A 19,293-nucleotide genomic window follows, 5' to 3' on the forward strand; every position below is an offset into this window, starting at 1 on the left:
ACATGCCCGTTCCTGCCCCGGTTCTGTACCCGCCCTTCAACATCGTCCGCCTGTCCCATGTGGAATATGGCGTGACCGACCTGGCGGCGTCGCGCGCCTTCTACGTGGACACGCTGGGCCTGCAGGTCACGCATGAGGACGGCGACAGCATCTATTTGCGCGCAATGGAAGAACGCGGGCATCACTGTATCGCCCTGCGCCAGGCAGGCACCGCCTGCGCCCGTGTGCTGGGCTTCAAGCTTTATGACGAACCCGATCTGGACCGGGCCGAGGCGTTCTTTCGCGGCAAGGGACTGCCGGTGGACTGGATCGAACGCCCGTACATGGGTCGCACCCTGCGGACGCGCGATCCTTTCGGCGTGCCTCTGGAATTTTACGTCAAGATGGACAGGTTGCCGCCGATCCACCAGAAATATGCCCTCTACAGGGGGGTCAAGCCGCTCAGGATCGACCATTTCAACATGTTCGCCAGCGATGTGGATGCCAGCGTCGCCTTCTATACCGAACTGGGGTTCCGCACGACCGAATATACCGAGGATGACGAGACCGGAAAACTCTGGGCGGCGTGGATGCATCGCAAGGGCGGGGTGCATGACGTGGCCTTTACCAACGGGACCGGTCCGCGCCTGCACCATACCGCCTTCTGGGTGCCGAACCCGCTGGCGATCATCGACCTGCTGGATCTGATGTCGACCACTGGCTACGTCGGCAATATCGAGCGGGGGCCGGGGCGGCACGGGATTTCGAACGCGTTTTTCCTCTATATCCGTGACCCGGACGGGCATCGGATCGAGATCTACAGCTCGGACTACCAGACGGTCGACCCGGACCTGGAGCCGATCCGCTGGAGCCTGACCGATCCGCAGCGCCAGACCCTGTGGGGCGCACCGGCACCGCGCAGCTGGTTCGAGGAGGGCAGTCTGTTCGAGGCGGCAGAGCTTGTGGAGTCCCGCCTCACGGCGCAACCGATCATTGCGCCGTGAGGTCGGACTTGAGTATTTGAGGAACGATGAAGCGGAGGGTGCGCGGATGCGGTTTGCGACGGTAATCGCCGGGGGGCGGCAGGTCTACGGGGCGGTGATCGAGGGCGGTATTGTCGCGCTGTCGGATGATTTCCCCCAATGGCCGAGCTTGCGCGAGGTGATCGCGGCGGATGCGCTGGGCGCGCTGGAGGTGGCGGCGCAGGGGCGCGCGGTCACGCATGCTGACGGGGATTTCGCCTGGGACATCCCGATCCCCGCGCCGGAGAAGATCATCTGCGTCGGCGTGAACTTTCCCGACCGGAACGCCGAATACAAGGACGGGCAAGAGGCGCCGCCGAACATGTCGCTGTTCATACGGTTTCCGCGGTCCTTTACCGGGCATGGCCAAGCGCTGATCCGCCCGCCGGAGACACCACAACTGGATTACGAGGGCGAGATCGCCGTGGTGATCGGCAAGGGCGGGCGGCGGATCGCGGAAGGCGCGGCGCTGGATCATATCGCGGCGCTGACCCTGTGCAACGAGGGCACGCTGCGCGACTGGGTGCGCCATGCGAAGTTCAACGTGACGCAGGGCAAGAACTGGGACCGGTCGGGGGCGATGGGGCCATGGATCGTGCCGTTCCGGGATCATGCCCAGATCACCGATGTGCATTTGCAGACGCGGGTGAATGGCGAGGTCCGGCAGGATGACCGCACCGGGCGCATGCTGTTTCCGGTGGCGCGGCAGATCGCCTATATCTCGACCTTCACCACGCTGAGCCCCGGCGACATCATCGTGACGGGCACACCCACCGGCGCGGGCGCGCGCTTCGACCCGCCACGCTACCTGGTGCCGGGCGACGTGGTCGAGGTGGAGGCCGAAGGCATCGGCATATTGCGCAACACCGTGGAGGACGAGGCATGACGCCAGAGCAGATTTCCGCAGCGGCCGAGGCGCTGTTTCAGGCCGAGGAAACCGGCCAGCAGATCGGGCTTTTGTCGCTGGCGCATCCCGGCATGACCATGGATGACGCCTATGCGGTGCAAAAGGCGTTGGTGGCGCGGCGTATCGCGGCAGGGAGGCGGGTGATCGGGTGGAAAATCGGCCTGACCTCCAAGGCGATGCAGGCGGCGTTGAATATCGACATCCCGGACAGCGGCATGATGACCGATGACATGCTGTTCGAGAGCGGCGCGACCGTGCCGCGCGGGCGTTTCATCCAGCCTCGGGTCGAGGCCGAGATCGCTTTTGTCATGAAAGCCCCCCTGGCGGGCGAGAATGTGACACGGGCCGACGTGGTTGCCGCGACCGATTACGTGGCCCCCGCGCTGGAGATATTGGACACGCGCATCCTGCGTGCCGATCCCGCGACCGGGCAGACGCGCAAGATTTTCGACACGATCGCCGATAATGCCGCCAACGCGGGGATCGTGATGGGCGCGCAGCGCCATGCCGTGGATGCGGTTGATCTGCGGTGGGTTGGCGCGATCCTGAGTTGCAACGGCGAGGTCGAGGAGACAGGCCTTGGCGCTGGCGTTCTGAACGACCCCGCCCTGGCCGTGGGCTGGCTGGCACGGCGGATGGCGATGTATGGTCAGCGGATCGAGGCGGGGCAGGTGATCCTGTCGGGCAGCTTCATCCGGCCCGTGGAATGCCCGCCCGGCAGCAGCATCGCCGCCGATTTCGGCAGTTTCGGCCAGGTTGCGGTGAATTTCGCTTGAGATGACAGGCGATTTGACTGCCGGCTGACCCGCAGGCCCCTTGGCAGCCCCCCCTTATCGGACGCTTGTACGTCCGCGATGCGGAATTTTATCCCGAAAAGCTGTGTTCCGCTGCGTCAGGCAGGGGCAAATCTGTTGACGGATTTGGGTAAACATGGAGAGTGAAGGCCAATCCGGGACGGGTGCCTGTTCTACCATTGGGTGCAGGACCCCATCGCCTCGGACCCCGCGCCGGCCTTTTTGGAGGAGGGCCGACCGCAGGGAAAAGCATAACGGCGCAAAGCCGGGGCACCCTGCATCACAAGCAAGGGCCGCAAAACAGGGAGGATCGCGTGGAGGTTTTGCAACTTCTGATCAGCGGGCTTGCGAATGGCTGTGTCTACGGCCTGATCGCGCTGGGCTTCGTGCTGATCTACAAGGCGACGGAGGCCGTGAATTTCGCCCAGGGCGATTTCATGATGCTGGGCGCTTTCGTGACCCTTGGGCTGGTCAATCCGGAATATGCGGGCATCCCGTTCTGGCTGGCGCTGCCGCTGGTCTTTCTGATCATGGGCGTGCTGGGCTACCTGCTGGATATCGTGGTGCTGCGCGCCGTCTTCGGGCAAAGCCAGGTGGCGGTGATCATCGTGACCATCGCGCTGGGTTTCGTGATCCGTTTTGCCGTGGGAGAGATCTGGGGGCATGAGCCGCAATCGCTGCGTTCGCCGCTGGCGCTGGGCGATGTCCGCATCGGAGAGCTGGTGCTTGGCCTTGCCGATATTGCTGTCATCATCGTGACCCTGATCATGACCTTCCTGCTGTGGCAGTTCTTTCAGCGCACCAAGATGGGCCTGGCCATGCAGGCGGCCAGCCAGAACCAGATGGCGGCCTATTACATGGGCATTCCGGTCAAGCGCATTCAGGGCATGGTCTGGGCGCTGGCGGGAATCGTGGCCGCTGTGGCAGGTATCCTCTACGCCTCGAAGGGGGCGCTGGACCCGACTGCGGGCTTCATCGGGATCAAGGCCTTTGCCGCCGCTGTGATCGGCGGGTTCGGCAGTTTGCCCGGCGCGCTGCTGGGCGGGCTGATCGTGGGCGTGATCGAGCCTTTCGCCTCGCGCTACCTGCCGCCGGGCTGGAGCCAGATCGCGCCTTACGCCCTGCTGATCGCAGTCCTGCTGTTCCGCCCCCATGGCCTGTTCGCACAGGTCCGAGCGAAGAAGGTCTGAGCCGATGAGATTCCATTTCAAGACAGATTACGACCAGGACATCCGCCTGTTCGAGGATGGGTGGACCTTCAGCCTTTATGCGGCCCTGCTGGTGCTGGCCCTGGCGCTTCCGCTGATGATCGACCCGTTCTTCCTGGGCGAGGCGACAAACGTGCTGATCTGGGCGATTGCCGGGTTGGGGCTGATGCTGTTGACCGGACAGACGGGACAGGTCAGCCTGGGGCATTCGGCCTTCATGGCGCTGGGATGCTATTCCTGCGTTCTGATGATGGAGGCCAATGTGCCCTTCGTGCTGGCCTTCCTGCTGGCGGGGGTGATCACCGGCGTGGTTGGCGCGCTGATCGCCATTCCGGCGCTGAAGCTGCATGGCGTCTATCTGGCCATCGCCACGCTGGCGCTGGCGATCCTGGCCGATGACATCATCGTGCTGCTGAAGGAATGGACCGACGGGGTGAATGGCAAGATGTCGCCGCCGATCGACCTGTTCGGCTATGAGATCAGCCGCTGGAACAACCCGATCGAATGGTATTACCTGACCCTGGCCGTGGTGCTGATGGTCACGCTGTTCTATCGCAATCTGCTGCGCGCGCCGCTGGGCCGAGCCTTTGCCGCCGTGCGCGACAGCGAGATTTCAGCGCAGGCCATGGGTGTCAACGTGGCGCAGACCAAGACGATCGCCTTCGGCATCTCCTGCGCGATCACGGGGCTGGGCGGGGCGCTGATGGGCCTGTTCGCGGGCGCTTTCAACAACGAGACCTTCAATTTCCTGCTGTCGATCCAGCTGCTGATGATGATCGTGGTGGGCGGGCTTGGCTTCATCCACGGGGCGTTTCTGGGGGCGGTGGTCATCGCCTTCCTGCCGCAGGTCCTGTCGATGACGACGGACCTGTTCGGGCGCGGCGTCGCGATCCCCGGTCTGGAATCGGGGGTTTTCGGGGTGATCCTAATCCTGTTCATCCTGTTCGAGCCGATGGGCCTGTACGGGCGCTGGCTGAAGATCCGCACCTTCCTTGAGCTGTTCCCCTTTGCCCGCAAGGACATGTTCAAGCGGCAGAAAAGCTACCTCAAGACGGAGCGGCTGAGATGAGTTTGCTGGAACTGGACAGTGTCACGCTGAAATTCGGCGGTCTGACGGCGGTGAACGATCTGTCGATGTCGGTCGAGGAAGGCCAGGTCTTTGCGCTGGTCGGCCCCAATGGTGCGGGCAAGTCGACCGTGTTCAACCTGATCTCGCGCTTCTACACGCCGGTCACCGGGTCGATCCGGTTCGATGGCAAGGATGTGCTGAAGATGGCCCCGCATGAGGTGCCGAACCTGGGCATCGCACGCACCTTCCAGAATATCGAGCTGTTCCATCAGGCGACCGTGTTGCAGAACCTGCTGGTGGGACGGCATCGGCACCGCAAGACCAACATGATCGCGCAGATGCTGCATCTGCCGTCGGTGCGCGCCGAGGAGCGCGAGCATCGCCACGCGGTGGAAGAGGTGATCGACTTTCTGGACCTGCAACCCTACCGCAATTCGCGCATCGCGGGCCTTCCTTACGGTGTGCGCAAGGTGGTGGAACTGGGGCGTGCGCTGGCATCGAAGCCGCGGCTGTTGCTGTTGGACGAGCCTGCCTCGGGCCTGTCGGTCGAAGAGACGCAGAACATGCGCTGGTGGATCGACGACATTCGTCGCCACATGGGGATCACCGTTCTGATGGTCGAGCATGACATGGGCCTTGTCGGCAAGGTCTGCGACCGCGTGCTGGCGCTGGCCGATGGCGCGAAACTGGCCGAAGGCACACCCGCCGAGGTGCAGTCGCATCCGAAGGTGATCGAGGCCTATCTGGGCACCAACGCGGTCAGCAAAGGGGGTAAGGTGGCATGAGTGACCTTCTGCTGGAAGTCCGCAATCTTGAGACATTCTACGGCCCGATCATGGCGATCCGGGGGGTCAGCCTTGAGGTTCGAAAGGGGCGCGTCGTCACCGTGCTGGGCGCCAATGGCGCGGGCAAGACCACGTTGCTGAAAACCATTTCCGGGATCATGGACCCGGAAAAGGGCAAGATCATCTTCGAGGGTCAGGAGATCCAGGGATGGGAGCCGCACCGCGTGGTCAAGGCTGGTATCGTGCATGTGCCCGAAGGGCGCGAGGTCTTCCCCCTGCTGACGGTCGAGGAAAACCTGGCACTGGGGGCCTATACGCGCAGCGACAAGGCCGAGATCGCGCGCGACCGGGATCTGGTGTTCAACTATTTCCCCATCCTTGCCGAGCGCCGCAAGCAGGAGGCGGGCACCCTGTCAGGCGGGCAACAGCAGATGCTGGCGATCGGGCGCGGGCTGATGCTGCGGCCCAAGATCATGCTGCTGGACGAGCCCAGCCTTGGCCTGTCGCCGCTGCTGACGCAGGAGATCTTTGCGATCCTGAAACGCCTTAACCAGGATGAAGGCGTGACGATGATGCTGGTGGAACAGAACGCCGCCGTGGCGCTGGATCTGGCCGACGATGGTTACGTCATGGAACTGGGCCGGATCGTGATGTCGGGCACCGCCGACCGCCTGGCCGCGTCGGAGGATATCCAGAGCTTCTATCTGGGCCATGACACCGAAGGCGCGCGCGGCGAACGCCGCTGGAAGCGCAAGAAGACATGGAGGTAAGGCTATGACAAAGCACGATCCCATCCAGCCGCAAGAGGTTGTCAACGGTGTCTCGCTGAACGCGACACCGGGCCAGCGCCCGCTGGTGATCGACGGATGCACCACCCTGCCCGCCCTGTTCCAGTCGCGCTGCAGCACGCTGGGCAGCCGCACCGCGCATCGCGAGAAGGACCTGGGTATCTGGAAAGCCTATAGCTGGTCCGATTACTGGAACCATGCCCGGCTGATCGGTCTTGGCCTTCTGCGTCTGGGGCTGGAACGCGGCCGTGTCGTGTCGATCCTGTCCGAAGACCGCAAGGAATGGCTTTATGCCGACATGGGCATTCAATGCGTGGGCGGCATTTCGTCGGGGGTCTATACGACCGACAGTTCCAGCCAGCTTGCCTATATCCTGAAGGACAGCGACACCCAGTTCCTGATCGTCGAGAACGAAGAGCAGCTGGACAAGTTCCTGGAAATCCCTGACGGCGCGCCGACGGTTGAAAAGGTCATCATCCTGGAGGATGAGGGCCTGCACGATCTGAAGGGCGAGCGGTTCCTTTTCCTGGAGGAGCTTTACGATCTGGGCCGGTTGCATCTGGCCGAGCATCCCAAGCTGTTCGAGGCCGAGATCGAAAAGGCGCAGGCCGGCGATATCGCCCTGCTGATCTATACATCCGGCACCACGGGCGCGCCCAAGGGCGCGATGCTGAGCCATGAGAACATCATGGCGGCGATCGAGGGTGGCATCCGTGCCCTGCCCACGGATTCCAGCGCCGAACAGCTGTGTTTCCTGCCGCTGTGCCATATCCTTGAACGCGACAGTTCGATCTATTTCCCGCTGGCGGTGCGATCCACGGTGAATTTCGCGGAAAGCCCCGAGACGGTGTTCGACAACCTGCGCGAGGTCAGCCCGCATGTCTTCACCGCCGTGCCACGGGTCTGGGAAAAGGTCTATTCCCGCGTGACGGTGCTGTCGATGGAAGCGACCACCCTGGGCAAGCTGGCCTTCAAGGCGGCCCTTGGCGTGGGCATGACGCGCGCCACGCTGATGCAGCAGGGCAAACCCGTGCCCGCGATGACCGCTTTGGGTTACAGACTGGCCGATTTTCTGGTCTTCCGGAACCTGCGCCAGATGCTGGGGCTGGACCGTCTGCGGCAGGGCACATCCGGCGCCGCACCGATCAGCCCTGCCCTGCTGATGTGGTACCGCGCCATCGGTGTGCCGCTGCTGGAAGGCTACGGCATGACCGAGAACGCGGGCCTGGCCACCGTCAACACCGAGGATGACAACCGCCCCGGCACCGTGGGACGCGCCGTGCCCGGCGTGAAACTGCGTATCGCGGATGACGGCGAGATCCAGACACTCGGGCTGAACAATTTCATGGGCTACTGGCGCAACAACGAGAAAACCGCCGAGACCTATACCGATGACGGCTGGCTTCGCACCGGCGATATCGGGCGGCTGGACGATGACGGGTTCCTGACCATCACGGGCCGCCTGAAGGACATCATCATCACCGCAGGCGGCAAGAACATCACCCCGGCCGAGGTCGAAAGCCGGTTGAAGTTCAGCCATTACGTCTCGGATGCGGTGGTGATCGGCGACAAGCGCAAGTTCCTGACCTGTCTGATCATGATCGACCAGGAAAACGTCGAGAAATATGCACAGGACAACAAGGTGCCGTTTTCGGATTTTGCCTCGCTGTGCCGTGCGGAACCTGTGCTGGACCTGATCCGCGCCGAGGTGGAGCAGGTCAACAAGGAATTCGCCCGCGTGGAACAGATCAAGGATTTCCGCCTGATCGACGTTCTGCTTACGGCGGAGGACGAAGAGCTGACGGCGACAATGAAACTGCGCCGCAGCTTTGTGGAAAAGCGCCACAAGGCGCTGATCGATGATATGTATAAATGAATCCCGCAATCGGGGTGTTTCTGGGAGGAGACCAAACATGAAGAAAATGATGACATCGCTTTTTGCCGGTGCGGTTGCTCTGGGTATGGCCCAGGCTGCCGTGGCGCAGACACAGGGCGTGAGCGATACCGAAGTGGTGCTGGGTTCGGTCAACGACCTGTCCGGCATCTTCGCCGCTGTGGGCGTGCCTGCCGTCAATGGCGCCAACCTCAAGTTCGACCAGGTGAATGCGGCCGGTGGCATCCATGGCCGCCAGATCCGCTTTGTGGTCGAGGACCATGCCTATCAGCTGCCGAAATCGACGCAGGCCTATAACAAGCTGATCAACCGCGACCAGGTCTTTGCCAATCTTCTGAGCCTTGGAACGCCGCATAACCTGGCGGGTTTCCAGCTTATGGACCCCAAGGGTGTCTTCAACATCAACCCGCTGACGGCTGCGCGCGAGATGCTGAAGGAACCGGTCGACAACAAGTTCACGGGCTTTTCCAGCTATTATGACCAGACCACCGCCGGCATGCGCTATCTGGCCAAGGAATACGGGCTGACCAAGGTCTGCACCATGTATCTGCCGACCGATTTCGGCCTGGAAATCTCGAACGCGACCAAGGAACAGGCCGAAAGCCTGGGCATGACCTTCGTGTCGGAAACGACCCACAAGCCGGATGAGCAGGAATTCGTGGGTGCGGTTCAGAAGCTGCGTTCCGATGGCTGCGAGGTCGTGACCATGGCGCTGGGTGTGCGTGCAGGGATCACCGTTGTGGGCACCGCCAAGCAGCTGGGCTGGACCGATGTCAAGTTTCTGGCCACCTCGGCCGGTTTCCTTGAGGCCGTGGCCGCTGTCCCCGGTGGCGTGACCGATGGTCTTTATGCCGCATCCGGCTGGGTGGACCTGCAAGCGCGCCGTGACGATCCCGCGCCTGCAAAGTTCATCGCCGAGTACGAGGCCGCCTTTGGTCAGCCCGCAACCGGCTTTGCGATGCTTGGCTACAACGCCGCCGACACCGTGGTGCGCGCATTGGAAGCAGCAGGTCCCGACCTGACGCAGGACAGCTTCCGCGCGGCGATGGAAGGTCTGGAATACTACAGCGACTTGCTGGATACCCAGATCAAGTACAGCCCCGAGAATCACCAGGGCGCCAATGACATCACCATCTCGGTTGTCGAAAACGGCCTGTGGAAGCTTGTCGGTCGCGAATGATCCGGTGACCGATCTACCATCGAAAGGGGCGCTTCGGCGCCCCTTTTTGCTGGGGCCCACGGGATGCGTGCGGTTTCACGACATCAGATTGGGTCCTGCCCCCGTCAACATCACCTTTTTTCTCGGAAAAATTGTATTAAAGGATGTTGGCTCTCTTGTAGTTCCCCTGACCTCTCGCCACTATGACCAGACTATGGCGAGGGGGCTGTGCGATGCGTTTAAGCATGCAATTTCCACAACTTGCGAGATCAGATCTATTTCAGGACATGACCGCCGCAGATATTGCAAAACTTCTGGATGATTGTGAAATGAAAACCGTACCCACCGGTACGGTCATGCTGCAACAGGGCGCGGAGGTGCCCGGAACGGTCCTGATCGCCCATGGATGCGTCGAAATCTCACGGATGAACGCGAACGGGCATGTGGCGATCATTCATCACGCCCGCGAGGGCGAGACCCTTGGCGAGATCGAGACCATCTCGCGCGAGCCCTGCCTGGCCAGTTGCACATCGGTAGGGTCGGTCACCTATCTGACCTGTCCGGTCGATCTGTTCGTCCAGCATCTGGCAAACCCGCTGATCCAGCGCAACATCATGCGTATCACCAGGGGGCGCCTGCAGCGCGACAACGAGCGGAAATACGTCGATCAGAATTACCCGCTGGACAGACGCATCTGCGCCTATCTGCTGCGGCTTGCGGACCGCAACGACAAGGTGACGCAAAGCCAGGGCTATATCGCCAATCTGGCCAATTGCTCGCGCCAGTCGATCAACCGGGCGCTGGCGGGCCTGCGCGAGGACGGGTTGATCACCATCGAAAAGGGAAAGATCCGCATCTTGGACCGGGTCGGGCTGGAACTGAAACTGGCAGGGCAGAAGGCCGCCGCCTTTCAGCCCGATACGGGAATGACATCCACCGATTGACGGCTGCTTTGCGCCCCGGCGACGCGCAGCATCCCCTTGACCGGAGAGACATCGGCGTAGTCGCGGCCCCAGGCGACCTCGATATGATCCATCCCGGCCAGACAATCATTGGTCGGGTCGAAATCACTCCATCCCGTTTCAGGCCCGCACCAGGCACGGACCCAGGCATGCATGGCATCTGCGCCCTCGAGCCTTGGCTTGCCAGGGGGCGGCAGCGTCCGCAGGAAACCACTGACATAGCCCGCCGGTATGCCAAGACTGCGCAGCGCCGCGATCATGATATGGGACATGTCCTGGCAGACGCCGCGTCGCTTGGCAAAGGCTTCGGCCACCGGGGTATCGACGGTCGTCGCCCTGGCGTCGAACCGGATGTCGCGGTGCAGGGCATTGCCGATGGCCAGAACCACCTGCTGGCATGTGACATCGCTATCCAGACCGTTGCATATCCCGGCCGCATAGTCGGCGATCCGGGGCAGATGCGGCACCCGCACGGATGGCGCAACAAAATGCAGCGGCGACCGTGCGCCCAGGTCACGACAGGTTCCGAGTTCCTTCGGCATGTCAGACCAGCGGATCGAGAGAGGCAGCCACCCGTCCGAGGGAAACCGCTCCACCCGCGCCTTGAGGGTCAGATCGACGTGATCATGCGCGCCACCCAGCGCGAATTCGACAGTGGGATTGTCGAAGAAGTCACGCCATGACCGCCGCTCGGCTGGATCCGGAGCGATCTCGATCAGGCTGGCGACAACCCTCTGGCGGCCAGGCACATCCAGCGGCGTGACCCGCACCAATTGCCGCCCGCCGGCCGCAGCGCCAGTATAGTCGTAGCGGATCTTCAGCTTGATGTCGTAGATCACCGGGCGCTCACTTTGCTATAGCAGAAAGGCGTCATGCAAGGCCGTGGACAGGGCCAGCAGATCATCATGCAAGATGCGAAGCGCATCACCGTCCATGGTTTCGACACGGTACAGGGCAACGCGCGTGTCCAGCTCCAGCACGCGCCGTTCAAAGTCGCTCATGCCGGCACCGGGGCGATGCGCCGAAAGATCTTCCGCACGGTTGCGTATGGCCATCAGGTGAAACCGGATCGAGCGGGGGTTCTGCGGGTCAAGCGCCAGCATGTCGATCACGCTGTTGTGGGTCGTGGTCACGGCATAGCGCTGACGGTGGATCATGATGCTGTCACCGATCTCGATCGCCAGATCCAGCGCCCCTTCCGGTGCGTCGGGCTGTGTCGTGACGGCCAGCAGATCGGCCAGCATCGCCGCCCGTTCGAGCGAGCGACCGATGGTCAGAAACTGCCATCCGGTGGCGCGATACATGTTTTCATGCACAAGACCCGAAAACCCCGCGATCTTGCGCAGCAGCACGCTGAGCGCCAAGGCGGCATCGCCACCACCCTGTGCTGTCAGGGCGATCCGGCCCATCGACTTCTCGAGATCCTTGAGCGCGGCCCAGCCATCCACCGAAAAGCGGTCGCGGATCTGGCTGGCGCTTGCCACGGCGCGCTCCAGCGTCTCGCGCAGCCCGTCGGGAAGCGGTTTATCCACCTTGATACCCTGAAAGGCCAGCCGCGCGCGAATGAGGGTCAGCAAGGGTTCTGTCGCGGCTTCGTCAAGGCGGCTGTGATAGGCGCGCAAAAGACGCAATATGCCTTCGGTCCGTTCGACATAGCGGCCCAGCCAGAACAGGTTGTCAGCCGCGCGCGACGGCAGCGGGCCAAGCTGCGCGCGCTGAAAGGGTTTGTCAGCCGGTGCCAGCATGGTGTCAGGCTCTACGGGGTCATCGCTGACGACCCAGACATCGGCCACGGCGCCGCCCTGCCGCATTGCGATGGCAGATGCATCCTGACCCGTGCCGATGCGGCCGAAACCACCCGGCATGACCTGCCAGCCATCCGGCGTGCGCGCCAGAAAGACGCGGATCGTCATCGGGCGCGGCACAAGCCCGCCATCCTGGAAGACCGGTGTTGTGGACAGGGTGACAAGTTCCTGACCGACCAGGTTCGTGGCATTCTCCTTCAACCAGATATCCAGAGACGCGACATCGGCGCCACGCATCTTGCCGCCGATCGCATGAGGGGCGTTGGTTTCGAAGGGCATGCGCGTGGACAGCGCCGGGCCGATCATCATGCGGTCCGCATGCGCGCGCACATGAGCCAGTTCGCCCGGCTGGCCGCACCACCAGGTCGCGACATTCGGCATGGTCAGCGGTTGACCGGTCATGCGGCGGCAGATCGCGGGCAGGAAGGCCATCAGCGCCTGGGTTTCAAGCACGCCCGCGCCCAGGGCATTGACCATCGTGACCTGCCCCTGGCGGATCGCCGAGACAAGGCCGGGCGTGCCGATCTGCGACTGCTCGTTCAGCTCAAGCGGATCGGTCCAGGCTGAATCCATGCGCCGCCACAGCACCTCGACCGGGACAAGGCCCTGCACGGTGCGGACCTGAAGCCGGCCATCCTTGACGGTCAGATCCTCACCCGCAAGCAGGCTGAGGCCGAGGTATCGCGCGATATAGGCCTGTTCGTAATAGGTATCCGTCAGCGGCCCCGGCGTCAGGATGCCGATGCGCGCGGCGGGATCGTCGCGCAGCTGGTCCAAACCTTGACGGAAGGCGCGGAAGAAACTGGCCAGGCGATGCACGTTGGTCTGCCGGAAAAGATCGGGAAAGACACGCGATGTCGCAACCCTGTTTTCCAGCGCAAACCCGGCGCCCGATGGCGCATCCGTGCGGTCCGCCAGCACCCACCAGCGCCCGTCGGGACCGCGCCCGATCTCGAATGCCAGGAAATGCAGGAAATGGCCCCCATGCGGCGCGGTTCCCACCAGCGGGCGCAGCCATTCAGGGTTCTGCGCGATCAGGCTGGCGGGAAGATGCCCTTCGGCCACCAGGCGATTGGGGCCGTAAAGGTCCGCCATCACGGTTTCCAGCAGGTCGGCACGCTGGATCAGCCCCTTGCTGATATGGCGCCATTCCGCTTCGGGCAGGATGATCGGCACCGGGCTGAAGGGCCAGTCGCGCCCCGACAGGGTGGTATCGCCATAGCTGCGAAAGAACACGCCGGCATCGGCCAGGTATTGATCGCCGCGCGCGATGTCATGGGCCATCGCTTCGGTATCGAGGCGTGACATATGCGCGATGAGCCCGGCCCAGCCGGGACGCATGCGCCCGGCTTCGTCGCAAAGCTCATCCGGCACGCCCGGCAGCGGGCGGTAGCTTTGGAACAGATGCATCCCCCCGGTACCGGTTTGCGCCAGATCCGCCATCAGATGCCGGCCGCCCGCCGCAGATCAAGGGTCATCGGCGCTTCGGGATGGGGCGTTTCCGCGACAGGTTCATAAAAGCCCGCCGTATGGCCATGCGGTTCGAAACGCGCAAGGCGACGCGCCTCGGCCTCGTTGCCATTGACGGGGAAGGTGTCGTAGTTCCGCCCGCCCGGATGGGCCACGTGATAGGTGCAGCCGCCCAGCGCGCGCCCGGTCCAGGTATCGTAGATGTCGAAGGTCAGCGGCGCGTTGACCGGCAGGACCGGATGCAAGGCCAGCGGCGGCTGCCACGCCTTGAACCGCACACCCGCCACCGCGACACCGTTCGCCCCCGTCTTTTGCAGGGGCAGACGTCGCTTGTTGCAGGTCACGACATAACGGTCGGGATCACTGGTTGTCAGCTTGGCCTGCAGACGTTCGACGGAACTGTCGGTATAGCGCACGGTGCCGCCGATCGCGCCGGTTTCACCCAGCACATGCCAGGGTTCCAGCGCTTGGCGCAACTCCAGCGTCGCACCCTCTACGGTGACTTCGCCGCAGAACGGAAAGCGGAATTCGCCCTGCGCCTTGAACCAGTCCGCATTCAGGTCAAACCCGTGCCGCCGCAGATCGGCCAGAACCTCGAGGAAGTCTTCCCATACGAAATGCGGCAGCATGAAGCGGTCCGACAGGGTGGTGCCCCAGCGGGTCAGGCTGCCCCTGACCGGATTGGCCCACATGCGCGCGATCAGGGCGCGGATCAGCAATTGCTGGGCCAGCGACATGCGCGGGTTGGGGGGCATCTCGAAGCCGCGAAACTCGACCAGCCCCAGCCGTCCGGTGGGACCATCGGGGGAATAAAGCTTGTCGATGCAGATCTCGGCCCGGTGGGTGTTGCCGGTCACATCGACCAGCAGATTGCGGAACAGCCGGTCCACCAGCCATGGCGCGGGTGGTGTGCCCTGCCCCGGCAGCGGCACCTGGGCCAGTGCGATCTCCAGCTCGTAAAGCGCGTCCATCCGCGCCTCGTCGATGCGCGGGGCCTGCGAGGTCGGCCCGATGAACAGACCCGAGAACAGGTAGGACAGTGACGGATGCCGCTGCCAGTGCAGGATCAGGCTGGCCAGCAAATCGGGACGGCGCAGGAACGGGCTGTCGCCGGGGGTCGCGCCGCCGACGACCACATGGTTGCCCCCGCCGGTACCGGTATGCCGCCCGTCGATCATGAACTTGTCGGCGCCGAGCTTGAGCTGTCGCGCCTCCTCGTAGACGGCTTCGGTCGTGGCGACGCAGTCCTGCCAGGTATGGGCAGGGTGGATGTTCACCTCGATCACGCCGGGATCGGGGGCGACGCGGATCACGTTGAGGCGCGGGTCATGGGGCGGGCCGTAACCTTCGATATGCACGGGCAGACCCAGCTTTTTCGCGGCCGCCTCGGCGGCGGCGACAAGATCAAGGTAGTCCTCGACCTGTTCCACGGGCGGCATGAACACGCAAAGCCGGCCATCGCGCGGTTCGACGGACAGGGCGGTACGAACCGCGCCGCCCAACTCTCCGATCGTCTGTTCGTTCTGGGTCTGACCGGGTTCGGATGCAGTGAACCGCGTGGCCTGGGCCGGATGCTGGGCGGGACCATCCGCCGACGCATCCTGCTGTCGCGACGGATCAGGGGCGAATCCGGGAAGCGGGCCGCGATCGTCGAACGGATCAGAGGGGATCACATGCGGATACTGCGCCTCGGGGACATGCGGCAGCGCCGATAGCGGCAGGCGATAGCCAACGGGGCTGTCGCCCGGCACAAGGAACAGGTTGCCGCGCCGCAGCGTCCATTTTTCGGATCGCCAGACGCGCCCGGTGGCGCGGGCCTGCCAGCGCTGCACCGGCAGCACGAAACCCGAAGGTTCCGTCAGGCCCCGCCCGAATACGCGCGCGATGCGGTTACGCTCCTCGGGGTCCTTCAGTTCGGAATTCTGGGGGGTCACGTTCTCGGGCAGGTTGCCTTCCTTGATGATCCATTCAGCGGGATCCTCATAGGCGGGCATCACGTTTTCGGCGGGCAGGCCAAGTTCGCCAGCGATGGTTTCCAGCAAGGTCGATGCCTGATCGGGCGTCACGGTGGCATCGGTCGCTTCGGGGGCGATCAGATCGGGATCCGTCCAGATCGGCTGACCATCGCCGCGCCAGTAAAGCGAGAAGGTCCAGCGCGGCAATGTCTCGCCCGGATACCACTTGCCCTGGCCGTAATGCAGAAACCCGCCCGGCGCGAAACGGTCGCGCAGGCGGCGGATCAACGCATCCGCGAAGACGCGCTTGGTCGGACCGACCGCATCGGTATTCCACTCGGGCGCTTCGAAATCCAGGGTCGAGACGAATGTCGGCTCGCCGCCCATGGTAAGGCGCACGTCACCCTGCTTCAGGGCTGCGTCCACCTTTTCGCCCAGCGCGTTCAGCTCGGCCCAGGCGGCATCGGAAAAGGGTTTCGTGATGCGGGGATGTTCAGCCACGCGCGTCACGGTCATGTCGAAATCAAAAGAGACATTCGCGGCGCTGGCCATTCCGGAAATGGGTGCTGCATTGCGGTAATGCGGTGTCGCAGCCAGGGGAATGTGGGATTCTCCGGTCAAGAGCCCCGATGTCGGGTCCAGTCCGATCCAACCGGCGCCGGGCAGATAGACCTCGGCCCAGGCGTGCAGGTCGGTGAAGTCATGGGTGGCGCCGACCGGACCATCGACGGCAATCAGATCCGGTTTCAACTGGATCAGGTAACCGGACACGAAACGCGCGGCGAACCCCAGGTGACGCAACACCTGCACAAGCAGCCAGCTTGTGTCGCGGCACGATCCCTTGCCGGTCTCAAGCGTCTGTTCAGCGGTCTGCACCCCCGGCTCCAGCCGGATGACATAGCCGATATCCTGCGCCAGACGGGCATTCAGCCCGACCACGAAATCAACCGTACGCGCCCTGCCGCGCGGCACCGTATCAAGCCAGCCCTGCAGGCGCGGGCCGGCGGGTTCGGGGGTGCGGTAGATCACCAGATCGGGGGCGATATCCTCGGGGTAGTCAAAGGGCCATTCCTCGGCCGTATCCTCGACGAAGAAATCGAAAGGATTGTAGACGGTCATGTCGGCGGTCAGATCGACCTCGATCTTCAGTTCGCGCACCGGCTCGGGAAAGACATAGCGCGCCAGCCAGTTGCCATAGGGATCCTGCTGGTAGTTCACGAAATGATCCGCAGGACTGACCTTGAGCGAATGCGATACCACGCGCGTGCGGCTGTGCGGCGCGGGGCGCAACCGGATGACCTGAGGTCCCAGGGTTACGGGGCGATCATATGTGTAGTGGGTCAGATGGTGAATGCTGGCAAGGATAGACATGGGCACCTTTCAGGTCAGGTCTGTCACTTTGTTTTTTCACAGCGCTTCCCATCATACCATCACAAACTGGCACCTTGCCGGGCTTCAGGCGGATTCGCCCGAAATTCCGGCAAGGCGGCGTCATTTCTGGTGAAGCCGCGCGCGCTGCCGCCCCATCGCATCGAAATTTGCAGGATCAAGCCATGCCACAAAGCCCGCCTTGAGATCTGGCCAGTCCCCGTCCGTGATCGCGTACCAGGCCGTATCGCGGTTGCGCCCCTTGTAGGTGGTCGCTTGGCGGAAGGTGCCCTCATAGGTGAAGCCAAGCCGCAGCGCCGCATGGCGCGAGGGCGCGTTCAGCGCATCACATTTCCATTCATAGCGCCGGTATCCCAATTCGTCGAAGGCGCGCGCCATCATCAGGAACATCGCCTCGGTCGCGGCGCGGGTTCGTGACAGGGCGGGCGAGAAGTTGATATTTCCCACCTCGATCACGCCATGGGCCGGGTCGATCCGCATCAGGCTGGCCACACCCAGGGGATGCCCGTCAACCAGGATGGTGTGAAACAGCGGGTCATCCGTCAGACAGGTTTCATCCATCCAGGCACGATAGGCGGCCAGATCGGCAAAGGGCCCTTTTGGCAGATAGGTCCAGATACGCCCCTCGGTATCGGCGGCATAGGCGGCATGGAGCGCTTTCGCATGTGCATCGGGATCCAGCGGCACCACATCGCACCAGCGGCCCCGCATCGGGGTTCGTGGCGGGCGCGGGCGCGGCAGCGCGATGGTCAGCGGCGCGCCGACGGGTTGGCCCAATTCATTGACATGTTCCGACATGGCGCGCCCTCCTGCCCAGTGCCCAGTGCCCAGTGCGCAGTGCCCGGTGCAACCTATCCGCAGCGGGGCCTTACAGGCCAGTGCCAGTCTTGACCGACCTCTACATCCAGCGCCGCGACAGACCGCATGTTCGCAAAGCGTCTGCGATCCCGCACTATGCGGCGGCCTTATTGTCTTAAATTGGCATTTTACGCAATATTATTGTTATTATGAAATGCAAAGAAAACATTTATTGCAATAATAGAGGTCAACCCCGGGTATGCGGGGCAGATGCCGGGGCTGCATTTTCCCATCTGTCTACATCGGGCGCAGGATCATCTGCGTCTGGGTGACGATGGCGGCCAGCTTGCCTTCACCGGTCGTGATCGTGGTCTGCCACACCATCGTCGAGCGGCCCTTGTGAAGCGGCACCGTGACAGCGCGGGCAGTATCACCGATGGCCACGGGCCGGAAGAAGTTGGTCTTGCTTTCGATGGTCGATGTGCCCTCGCCCGTCTTGAGGTTCAGGAAGGTCGCAGTGCCGCCAAGATTATCGGCCAGGGCCATGAAAGCCCCGCCATGCAAGGTGTTGTTGCGGTTGCCCAAGGCTTCGGTCACGGGCAGCTCTGCCTCGACCCGGTCGGGATGGGCTGACAGGATCCTCAGGCCAAGTGTCTGTGCAAAGGGCGGCTGCGCCTGCGCGATGGTGTCGATGCGCGCCTGTTCGCCCGTGTCGGTATCGGTCATGCGGTCCTCCTTGGTCGGGGGCATCATCTCAGGGGATCGGGCCATGTCAATGCGGTCTTCCCCGCCCCGCTGGTCTTGCCGCCCGGTCGCGCAGGCTGTAGCCCTGTGCCATGCTGGTGCTGGACAACATCATCAATGATCGCGGGTCGCGCTACGCGGTATCGGGTGCCGCCTGCCGGTCAGAGACCGAAGCGCGGGCTTTCGTCAAAACCCTGTGCAAGCGCAAGAAATTCGCCCGCGCCACCCATCACAGCTGGGCCCTTCTGGCGGGTGACCAGCCGATCAAGGCCGATGACGGCGAAGCCGGTGCGGGCATGGTCATCCTGCGGATGCTGGAACGCGAGGGGCTGCGCGACCATGTGGTGGTCGTCACCCGCTGGTATGGCGGCAAGCATTTGGGCGGCGACCGTTTTCGCCACGTGCAGGATGCTGTCAGGCTCTACCTGGATCAGGCCGGGCCGCAGGACGTGGCGGATCGGCCCTGACGCAACATCTTGTGTAGAAAAACGCGCAAACCTGGCGCTTCTGGTTTTATTCTGCTTTTGGTTGTTTATTGATCCTTTGCAAGACTTCAAGCAAACTC

The 19,293-nt window shown here is 63.2% G+C and carries 16 protein-coding genes; 11 read left to right on the forward strand and 5 right to left on the reverse strand.

The window, feature by feature from the left end; all coding sequences use genetic code 11:
* Positions 1-2 precede the first annotated feature (2 nt).
* The 10 genes from hpaD to ACFQ3C_RS08165 all read left to right on the forward strand — a co-directional run bounded on the left by hpaD (position 3) and on the right by ACFQ3C_RS08165 (position 10,549).
* Positions 3-983: a 3,4-dihydroxyphenylacetate 2,3-dioxygenase gene (gene hpaD / locus ACFQ3C_RS08120; RefSeq protein ID WP_380790362.1), complete on the forward strand. Its 981-nt coding sequence runs from the start codon at positions 3-5 to the stop codon at positions 981-983.
* A 46-nt stretch (positions 984-1,029) separates the two neighbouring features.
* On the forward strand, positions 1,030-1,887 hold the full coding sequence (locus tag ACFQ3C_RS08125) for a fumarylacetoacetate hydrolase family protein (RefSeq protein WP_380790364.1): 858 nt from the start codon (positions 1,030-1,032) through the stop codon (positions 1,885-1,887).
* Positions 1,884-2,684 (forward strand): 2-oxo-hept-4-ene-1,7-dioate hydratase, encoded by an 801-nt coding sequence (hpaH, locus tag ACFQ3C_RS08130; RefSeq protein ID WP_380790367.1) that lies wholly within the window; start codon positions 1,884-1,886, stop codon positions 2,682-2,684. The genes ACFQ3C_RS08125 and hpaH overlap by 4 nt, the downstream gene beginning before the upstream one ends.
* Positions 2,685-3,016: 332 nt before the next feature.
* On the forward strand, positions 3,017-3,892 hold the full coding sequence (locus tag ACFQ3C_RS08135; protein WP_380790370.1) for a branched-chain amino acid ABC transporter permease: 876 nt from the start codon (positions 3,017-3,019) through the stop codon (positions 3,890-3,892).
* Positions 3,893-3,896: 4 nt separating this feature from the next.
* Positions 3,897-4,979: a branched-chain amino acid ABC transporter permease gene (locus tag ACFQ3C_RS08140; RefSeq protein WP_380790373.1), complete on the forward strand. Its 1,083-nt coding sequence runs from the start codon at positions 3,897-3,899 to the stop codon at positions 4,977-4,979.
* On the forward strand, positions 4,976-5,764 hold the full coding sequence (locus ACFQ3C_RS08145; protein ID WP_380790376.1) for an ABC transporter ATP-binding protein: 789 nt from the start codon (positions 4,976-4,978) through the stop codon (positions 5,762-5,764). The genes ACFQ3C_RS08140 and ACFQ3C_RS08145 overlap by 4 nt, the downstream gene beginning before the upstream one ends.
* Positions 5,761-6,534 carry an ABC transporter ATP-binding protein gene (locus ACFQ3C_RS08150; protein WP_380790378.1) on the forward strand — a complete coding sequence of 258 codons (774 nt, stop codon included), beginning with the start codon at positions 5,761-5,763 and terminating at the stop codon, positions 6,532-6,534. The genes ACFQ3C_RS08145 and ACFQ3C_RS08150 overlap by 4 nt, the downstream gene beginning before the upstream one ends.
* 4 nt (positions 6,535-6,538) lie before the next feature.
* The gene (locus tag ACFQ3C_RS08155; protein ID WP_380790380.1) at positions 6,539-8,428 is read left to right on the forward strand and encodes an AMP-dependent synthetase/ligase; all 1,890 of its coding nucleotides are present in this window, start codon (positions 6,539-6,541) and stop codon (positions 8,426-8,428) included.
* A 37-nt stretch (positions 8,429-8,465) separates the two neighbouring features.
* A complete protein-coding gene (locus ACFQ3C_RS08160) occupies positions 8,466-9,626 on the forward strand; it encodes an ABC transporter substrate-binding protein (protein ID WP_380790382.1) in 1,161 nt (386 codons plus the stop codon).
* Between the two features lie 308 nt (positions 9,627-9,934).
* Entirely contained in the window at positions 9,935-10,549 is a 615-nt protein-coding gene (locus ACFQ3C_RS08165; protein ID WP_380790386.1) for a Crp/Fnr family transcriptional regulator, read from the forward strand.
* Here the strand turns inward: ACFQ3C_RS08165 and ACFQ3C_RS08170 are convergent.
* From ACFQ3C_RS08170 to ACFQ3C_RS08190, 5 genes are all read right to left on the reverse strand, one after another.
* Entirely contained in the window at positions 10,516-11,406 is an 891-nt protein-coding gene (locus ACFQ3C_RS08170; protein WP_380790389.1) for a transglutaminase family protein, read from the reverse strand. The genes ACFQ3C_RS08165 and ACFQ3C_RS08170 overlap by 34 nt on opposite strands.
* A gap of 15 nt (positions 11,407-11,421) precedes the next feature.
* The gene (locus ACFQ3C_RS08175; RefSeq protein ID WP_380790391.1) at positions 11,422-13,815 is read right to left on the reverse strand and encodes a circularly permuted type 2 ATP-grasp protein; all 2,394 of its coding nucleotides are present in this window, start codon (positions 13,813-13,815) and stop codon (positions 11,422-11,424) included.
* Positions 13,815-17,168 carry a transglutaminase family protein gene (locus tag ACFQ3C_RS08180; protein WP_380790393.1) on the reverse strand — a complete coding sequence of 1,118 codons (3,354 nt, stop codon included), beginning with the start codon at positions 17,166-17,168 and terminating at the stop codon, positions 13,815-13,817. Before ACFQ3C_RS08180 ends, ACFQ3C_RS08175 begins: the two co-directional genes overlap by 1 nt.
* 120 nt (positions 17,169-17,288) lie before the next feature.
* Positions 17,289-17,984 (reverse strand): GNAT family N-acetyltransferase, encoded by a 696-nt coding sequence (locus ACFQ3C_RS08185; protein ID WP_380790395.1) that lies wholly within the window; start codon positions 17,982-17,984, stop codon positions 17,289-17,291.
* Between the two features lie 297 nt (positions 17,985-18,281).
* Complete coding sequence (locus ACFQ3C_RS08190) at positions 18,282-18,710, reverse strand: PaaI family thioesterase (protein WP_380790397.1); 429 nt, start codon at positions 18,708-18,710, stop codon at positions 18,282-18,284.
* A 110-nt stretch (positions 18,711-18,820) separates the two neighbouring features.
* On the opposite strand from ACFQ3C_RS08190, the gene ACFQ3C_RS08195 reads away from it, so the two are divergent.
* Positions 18,821-19,195: a YigZ family protein gene (locus ACFQ3C_RS08195; protein WP_380790399.1), complete on the forward strand. Its 375-nt coding sequence runs from the start codon at positions 18,821-18,823 to the stop codon at positions 19,193-19,195.
* Positions 19,196-19,293: the final 98 nt, after the last annotated feature.

Source organism: Seohaeicola saemankumensis, from assembly GCF_042678485.1.
In the GTDB taxonomy this organism is placed as follows: Bacteria; Pseudomonadota; Alphaproteobacteria; order Rhodobacterales; family Rhodobacteraceae; genus Seohaeicola; species Seohaeicola saemankumensis.